9 protein-coding genes are annotated in these 7,784 nt (G+C 37.3%); 2 read left to right on the top strand and 7 right to left on the bottom strand.

All coding sequences use genetic code 11. The features are described 5' to 3' along the window. Positions 1–37: 37 nt before the first annotated feature. Positions 38–910 carry an S-methyl-5'-thioadenosine phosphorylase gene (locus PN497_RS25060; RefSeq protein WP_096570686.1) on the bottom strand — a complete coding sequence of 291 codons (873 nt, stop codon included), beginning with the start codon at positions 908–910 and terminating at the stop codon, positions 38–40. Positions 911–1,098: 188 nt separating this feature from the next. Between PN497_RS25060 and PN497_RS25065 the strand changes: the two genes are divergently transcribed. After that, positions 1,099–1,254 carry a hypothetical protein gene (locus PN497_RS25065; protein WP_190648154.1) on the top strand — a complete coding sequence of 52 codons (156 nt, stop codon included), beginning with the start codon at positions 1,099–1,101 and terminating at the stop codon, positions 1,252–1,254. Between the two features lie 138 nt (positions 1,255–1,392). After that, positions 1,393–2,376, top strand: coding sequence for a CAF17-like 4Fe-4S cluster assembly/insertion protein YgfZ (gene ygfZ / locus PN497_RS25070; protein ID WP_096570684.1), 984 nt, complete (start codon positions 1,393–1,395; stop codon positions 2,374–2,376). A gap of 115 nt (positions 2,377–2,491) precedes the next feature. On the opposite strand, the gene PN497_RS25075 is transcribed toward ygfZ, so the two are convergent. The 6 genes from PN497_RS25075 to PN497_RS25100 all read right to left on the bottom strand — a co-directional run bounded on the left by PN497_RS25075 (position 2,492) and on the right by PN497_RS25100 (position 7,257). Continuing rightward, positions 2,492–3,166, bottom strand: coding sequence for a DUF5331 domain-containing protein (locus PN497_RS25075; protein ID WP_096570682.1), 675 nt, complete (start codon positions 3,164–3,166; stop codon positions 2,492–2,494). Between the two features lie 55 nt (positions 3,167–3,221). After that, a complete protein-coding gene (locus PN497_RS25080) occupies positions 3,222–3,536 on the bottom strand; it encodes a (2Fe-2S) ferredoxin domain-containing protein (RefSeq protein ID WP_096570680.1) in 315 nt (104 codons plus the stop codon). Positions 3,537–3,712: 176 nt separating this feature from the next. Next, a complete protein-coding gene (locus PN497_RS25085) occupies positions 3,713–4,474 on the bottom strand; it encodes a peroxiredoxin-like family protein (RefSeq protein WP_096570678.1) in 762 nt (253 codons plus the stop codon). A 158-nt stretch (positions 4,475–4,632) separates the two neighbouring features. Continuing rightward, positions 4,633–5,607, bottom strand: coding sequence for a cysteine synthase A (locus PN497_RS25090; RefSeq protein WP_096570676.1), 975 nt, complete (start codon positions 5,605–5,607; stop codon positions 4,633–4,635). A gap of 233 nt (positions 5,608–5,840) precedes the next feature. Continuing rightward, positions 5,841–6,425 carry a Uma2 family endonuclease gene (locus PN497_RS25095; RefSeq protein WP_096570674.1) on the bottom strand — a complete coding sequence of 195 codons (585 nt, stop codon included), beginning with the start codon at positions 6,423–6,425 and terminating at the stop codon, positions 5,841–5,843. A gap of 193 nt (positions 6,426–6,618) precedes the next feature. After that, positions 6,619–7,257 carry a peroxiredoxin gene (locus PN497_RS25100; RefSeq protein ID WP_096570672.1) on the bottom strand — a complete coding sequence of 213 codons (639 nt, stop codon included), beginning with the start codon at positions 7,255–7,257 and terminating at the stop codon, positions 6,619–6,621. Positions 7,258–7,784 lie beyond the last annotated feature (527 nt).

A 7,784-nucleotide genomic window follows, 5' to 3' on the forward strand; every position in this document is an offset into this window, starting at 1 on the left:
CCCAATTCCCAATTCCCAATTCCCAATTCCCAATGCCCTATAAATACTTCTCCAACAACAAACTTAACTTCTCCTTAGTTGCGGCTGGTGCATTTGCTAAATTTGTCAAAATTGCATATTTCAAAGCAGAATGGGCATCACTTTGAGGGGGGTTTTCACTTAACCGCTTTACAGTTTCTTGAATTACTTTTTGGGCATTTACCCCATTGCGTTGTAAATTGCCAATCACCATCTCTACTGTGACATTATCATGATCTGGATGCCAACAATCATAATCTGTAACTAAAGCCAAAGTTGCATAAGCAATTTCCGCTTCTCTGGCTAACTTTGCTTCTGGTAAATTGGTCATGCCAATAATTGTTGCACCCCAACTGCGATAAAGATTTGATTCAGCTTTGGTAGAAAATGCAGGACCCTCCATACAGACATAAGTACCTTCACGGTGAAGAGTGACATCAGGTAAATTTAGAGAAGCGATCGCATCAGCTAAAACAGCCGCCAAATTTTTACAAATTGGATCACCAAATGCAATATGCGCTACAATTCCTTCACCAAAAAACGTGGAAATACGGTTTTTAGTTCTGTCAATAAACTGATCTGGAACTACCATATCTAATGGTTTTACCTCTGCTTTCAACGAACCAACTGCACTAGCAGAAATTAAGTATTTTACTCCTAATTGCTTCATAGCATAGATATTGGCACAGAACGGCAATTCAGAAGGTAATAACGTATGATTACGACCATGACGAGCCAAAAAGGCAACTTTTGTATCTGCTAAAGTGCCGATAATTACCGCATCTGATGGTGAGCCAAAAGGTGTTTCTATTTCTATTTCTTCTACATCCTTCAGAGATTCCATTTTGTATAAACCACTGCCACCAATAATTCCAATTTCCGCTAATGTCATATTTTATAAACCTGTGAACTTTTAAACATCTAAGTTATTTTACCGAAAAAATGAATAACCTAAAGCTACAAATTTGCAATTAGATTAAATTTTGTGCGTTTCCGTAGCGCTACGAATGTAAACTTTATCAAAAGTTGATATTTTAGAATAGATTAGCATCGAAAATAAATAAACTGCGAGGTGGAAATATGCAATTTATAGCTAATTCAGATCCCAGCAATTTAGAAGCAATCTTGCAACGCATATTTACCAATCGCCGAATTACGCGCCAAGATCAACATATTATGCAAATCAATCAAGTATTTGATGGTTTAAAAAAAGGCTTAATTAGAGTTGTAGATTAAGAAATTTGAAATTTTAGATTTTGGATTAACTCCATACATCTCAGGTGTTTTATTATCAACATCACTGGTAAGCAGGTATCTATATTTGTTAATATTTGTGATGTAAAAAACCTGAAAATAGGGTAAGTCTTGATTACTATGCCAACATCTGCAATTGATAATAAAAATGCAGCAGCTATTCATGCAGCTAAAGAAAAAGTTGCTGTGTGCGATCGCTCCCATTGGGGACGCATCCGTGTTTCTAGTGATGACAGTCTGCGGTTTTTACACAACCAAAGCACCAATGATTTTCAACGCCTCAAACCAGGTGAAGGTTGTGATACTGTAATGGTTACATCCACAGCCAGAACTATAGATTTAGTAACTGGTTATGTTCTCGATGATGCAGTGTTACTTTTAGTTTCACCCCATCGGCGAGAATTTTTGATGTCATGGTTAGATCGTTACATATTTTTTGCAGACAAGGTAACGTTAACCGATATCACTGATGAAACTGCAACTTTTAGCCTCATCGGACCCCAAAGCGATGCTATTGTAGAAAAATTGGGGGCTGGTTCACTGATTGGTAAACCCAATAATAGTCACATTGTGGTTGATAATATGATTTTTGCCGTGGGTAGTGGGTTAGCTATCCCTGGATATACTCTCATTTTCCCTGTAGCGGAAAAACAAAAACTGTGGGAGAAAATATTAGAATATGATGCGGTAGAATTGAGCGATCGCCATTGGGAAACTTTGCGAATATTACAAGGTCGTCCTGTACCCGATGCAGAAATCACTGATGAGTATAATCCCTTAGAGATCGGTTTGTGGCAAACTGTATCTTTTAATAAAGGTTGTTACATCGGTCAAGAAACTATTGCTAGATTAAACACCTATAAAGGTGTAAAACAATATTTATGGGGAATTAGTCTTAACGCTCCCGCAGCACCAGGAAGCGTGATTACCATAGGAGATGAAAAAGTCGGTAAACTTACCAGTTACACAGAAACCCCTGAAGGTCATTTTGGACTAGGTTACATTCGTTCTAAAGCTGGTGGTGTAGGGTTAAAAGTGCAAGTAGGAAACAGTGAAGGAGAAGTTGTTTCCATCCCCTTTGTTTCTCATGAATATCCATTATAGGTGATTGGTGATTGGTGATTGGTGATTGGTGATTGGGTTATTAACTTCCCCTTTCCCCCTGCACCCTGCACCCTGCCCCCTGCTTTCTTCCCAGTCCCCAGTCACCAGTCCCCAGTCACCTATTCACCCCTGGACAAAATTCATCCATCCAAGCGGGTAAACTGCGGGCGTTAGTAGTAGCAGAAATATAAGAAATTTCTTTGACGGGAAGACCTGTAAATTGATATTTGATAGGAATTGGTTCTGTGATATTTGGTAATCGCCCAATTCCTAATCTATGGGTTTTCTGAGATATTTCTTCCCTAGCTGCGGTAAAATGATGATCTACTGGTTTGCTAATTGTCACCGCAGAAACAGATTGCTGTTTGTGTTCAACACTGGGAACAATTCTTAACAATACCTGTTTTTTTTTCGGTTCAACCCTAGACTGAAAATCTTGTTTTATCTGTGTATCTGTATGAGAACAAGTCACAGAATTTTTGTGAACAATTTGGTTTTTAGCTAAAGATTTTTCTAATTCTAATAAACGCAACTCCTCATCAGGATTAAAATTCAACCCTAAAGCAGCGACTATTTGATCAGGATTATTATTTAACTCCAGAATAAAAGGAAGTATGTGCTGTAAACGCGGTTCTAAAACCGAGAGAGTGGCTAAAATATAACCAGATGAAGGTCGTCTCACACCATCATAGGTGCGCCAAATTTGCATTTTTGTTAACCAAGAAATATTTTCTTGATAGTAAGTTAACCACTTTAATTTTAAAACTTGGCGTAGCTGCTTAATGTCCATCAGTTTTCTCGCTTCCGTGAACAAGATGCTGTTTTCGGATATTTTTTCATCAGCATTATCTCTGAGGATGAAAACGATGATATAGCATTCTGCGGACTCTTTGACCACCTATTAAATGTTTTTCTACCACTAGGTGTACTTCCAGAGGTAAAACCCGACAATACCACACCATCTCAGGTAACACTAGCACCATTGGACCACTACCACACTGACCCAAGCAACCACTAGCTGTAACTGTCACATGGGGAATCGGTAAAGCTTGAAAAGCTGCTAATACTTCTTTTGCACCTTGTTTGATACAGCTACGATGTTGACACACCTGCACACATTTAGTAGATTCTACTTGATCTTCTGTTGGTAGATTTAACATTACTCATTACCTAAATTTTCAATTCTCTTATAAAAGATCAAAAAATCAGCAGTCAACTAAAAAATTTAAATCTTAACTCCTGACTCCTGACTCCTGTACGGGCGAAGCATTCGGGTGATAAATTCTCGATTTTTTCCCAATATTTTTGTCCGAATGCTTCGCCCCTACTGAACTCCTTATAAAAAAGATAGAGGTTGACTCATGTTAGCAGCAAAACCTAAAATTCCTGGATCTCGATGTTCATAAAGTAATTCACCTTGATTATTAAATAAAAATGTTCCACCACGTTGAGTTAAATAAGCAGAATTTGGCACATAAGTTGACCAATTTTTTAATACTTCTACCATATTTTTTAGTCGCAGAGTAGCTAATTCAAAAGGACGTTGAAAACCACTACCTCCAGCTAGTTTAAAAAACGAACCTTTAAAAGCTGGTAAAGGAGTACCTTCAATCATCTCATCATCTGCTATAAGTTGGGGTGCTTGTTTATCTCCTTTGTATCCTCGAAAAACTTCTTTTAATGTTCCAGGACTACCAATACCTGCACACATTAACATTAAATTTAACCAAGATTTCTGACCTAGAGAAAGTCCAGGAACAGAAACTTTTAAACCTGGATAAAGATTCAGTTTTTGATGTAATTCGGCATTTTCATCAACAAATAAATTTTCTTGGGGAAATCCTGTATATTCACAGAATTTTCTTCCAGAAGTGAGATTCCCAATACCTACTGCACGAATAGCAATTTTTTGATTTGCTAAATTTTGCGCTTCTCGCTGTAACCACCAGGCATATTCTAAACTATCAAAATCTCCCAGTTGTGGCAATACTAAAACTAGGATTTTTGCAGCACTTTCGCAATTTTCTAACAACGGTTTTATAGTGCCATCACTCACACATTGAAGTTTGGTTTGAGAAAAAATAATGTAGGGATTCATAGGATTTTAGATTTTAGATTTTGGATTTTGGATTTTGGATTTCATCAGTTTTAAGTAAATCAACTTTCAAAAATATCATCCCCAGATCCCCGACTTCTGCGATAAATTCACAATTTATTGACACGATCATCAAAGAAGTCGGGGATCTTATCAACCCTTTAACTAACAGACAACCCTTTACTGGCTAACCATTCTTTGTTAAATATCCGTGATTGATAGCGAGATCCGCTGTCACAAAGAATAGTCACAATAGTATGTCCGGGTCCCAATTGTTTCGCTAAAGCCACCGCAGCACCAACATTAATTCCTGTTGAACCACCCATTAATAAACCATCTTTTCTTAATAGTTGATAAACCACTCGTAAAGCTTCTTGATCATCAATTTGAATGGCATCATCAATGGGTACGCCTTCCATATTAGCGGTAATTCTACTATTACCAATACCTTCAGTAATAGAACTACCTTCGATTTTGATTTCGCCGGTTTTCACATAGCTATATAAACCGCTACCCATCGGATCAGCAACTACACATTTAACATTGGGGTTCTTTTCTTTCAAACACATTGCCACACCTGCGAAAGTTCCACCTGTTCCGGTTGCAGCTACCCAACCATCTATTTTACCCTCTGTTTGTCGCCAAATTTCCTCACCGGTGGTTTCGTAATGGGCTTGACGATTTGCTAAATTATCAAATTGATTTGCCCAAATGGCGTTTTCCATCTCGGTGGCAATTCTACCAGATAATTTAACGTAATTATTAGGGTCTTTGTAGGGTACAGCCGGAACAGGACGAACTTCCGCACCTAATGTTGTCAGCGCGTCTATTTTTTCTTGAGATTGGGTATTGGGAATAATAATTAGGCATTTATACCCTTTAGCATTACAGATATGCGCTAATCCTATTCCTGTATTACCCGCAGTTCCTTCTACTACTGTACCACCGGGTTTGAGTAAACCTTTTTTTTCTGCATCTTCGATAATATAAAGCGCAGCACGATCTTTCACAGAACCACCAGGATTGAGAAATTCTGCTTTGGCTAAAATTTCGCAACCGGTTTCTTCACTAAAGCTGTTTAACCGTATCAGTGGTGTGTTACCAATAGTACCTACAAATCCTTGTTTTATATCCATATTCAAATCTATCTGAGTTCTACCCTTTCAAATTTTGCCTTTATTTGCATCTATTCACAATCTTTTACACTTCCCCTGGTGAAAAATTTGTGCATCATTTCCTGAAAGTAGCTCAAAAAGCGTAGGTTATAATACTTTTTGTTTATCAACTATTTCTAGAATCAAAATTCCCAAAGATGAAATAAAATTTGTTCAATGAATATTAATATTTTCCATGAAAGCAACAATCACAATCACCAAATTTTCGCCATATTCAACACAAACCCTGGTAAAATAGGATCACAATTTACGGTTTCAGGATTTTCTAAACATTCCACTGGTTGTCCAGGACGATAAATATAAACTCGGCGATGTTTACGATCAATTAATAATCCTAATTGTATTCCGGGTTCTTCCATGTATTCCACCATTTTCTCTTTTAATGGTTGCAAATTATCGGAAGCTGACCTTAATTCAATGATAAAATCTGGACAAATAGGAGCAAACTTTTTCTGTTGTTCTGGTGTCAAAGTATTCCATCTTTCTAATTTTATCCAGGAAGCATCGGGAGAACGTTCTGCACTTGTGGAAAGTTTAAAACCTGTACTGGAAGAAAAAGCAATACCCGTACCATCTTTTTCTGTCCATACCCACAACTGTCCTAGAATATTAATCTCTCTGTTTCCGGTTTCTGATCCTGCTGGTGACATAATTGATATTTCTCCAAATTTATTCCTCTCAATGCGTAAGTTACGGTTAATTTGACAGAAATCAAAAAATTGTTCATCTGTCATTTTAACTGATGATGGTAATTGAAAAACTATAGGTGATGACAGCATTATCTTTAATCCTACTTTGCTGATCTAACTTATTTTATTATATAAAAAATGGTGGGTTATAAAATCTTTAACCCACCATGATCATGAATATTAATGTTACTAAAATTTCAGTAATCAGCCAGAAATTAATATTTCTCAATCTTTGTTATTGCTGTTATTAGCTGACTGCTGACTGCTGATAGCTACCTAAAAATTATTTATTGGGTTGGGGAGTCATCCGCAAATAAGGTTTAATTTCTTGATAACCTTTGGGAAATTTCTCTTTGAGAACTTCGGGATCTTTTAAGGATGGAACAATTACACAATCATCACCATCTTTCCAGTCTGCTGGTGTAGCAACACTGTAGTTATCTGTCAATTGTAAAGAGTCAATGACCCGCAATAATTCATCGAAGTTGCGGCCAGTGCTGGGGGGGTAGGTGAAAGAAAGACGTAATTTTTTGTTGGGATCGATAATGAATACAGAACGCACTGTGATGTTTGCGGCCGCGTTAGGATGAATCATATCATAAAGGTCAGAAACCTTTTTGTCTGCATCTGCCAAAATTGGGTAGTTGAGGGCGGTGTTTTGGGTTTCTTCGATATCACCTACCCAACCGTTATGAGATTCTACATCATCAACACTGAGAGCGATCGCTTTCACGTTGCGTTTGTCAAATTCGGGTTTTAACTTTGCAACTGTACCTAATTCTGTGGTGCAAACAGGTGTATAGTCAGCAGGGTGAGAAAATAATACTACCCAGCTATCACCCGCCCATTCATAAAAATTGATGTCGCCGTGTGTAGACGCTTGTGTAAAGTTAGGTACTGTATCACCAAGACGGAGAGCCATGCTAGATTCCCTGTAATTAGAAAAGATAGTTATTTTACTTTGACAGTATGACACAAATCAACTATTATCCTATGGACATTTTGCAGATTGCAACAAAATTTTAAGTTTCTTAACTCTGAGGATATCAATCCCATTAATTCTTTATTCTGACTCCTGACTCCTGGCTCCTGCCATAATTTCTTGATATGCTTGAATTACTTGTTGTGCGATCGCATCGCAGCTAAAATTATTTAACGCATATTCTTTAGCATTTAACCCCCGTCGTTGACATTCTTGGATATTTGATAAAGCTGTTTTTAATAACTCAAAAATTGATTCAACTTGGTTTTTTTCTTGGTTTTGAACATACAGCAGATTTCATTATTATGAGGTACAAATCATAATTATTAGGACTTACGCATTGACAGGATCAACCAAATATGAGGTATGGGTTTCGGGCATTTTAACGTGATTTTTTAATTATTTTTGGGCGATAGCGAAGCGCTGCTGCAAGCAGTTCGCTATTGATCGGAAGTTAATCGCCAAAA

Origin of the sequence: Sphaerospermopsis kisseleviana CS-549, assembly GCF_028329225.1 — a bacterium.
Taxonomy (GTDB): domain Bacteria; phylum Cyanobacteriota; class Cyanobacteriia; order Cyanobacteriales; family Nostocaceae; genus Sphaerospermopsis; species Sphaerospermopsis kisseleviana.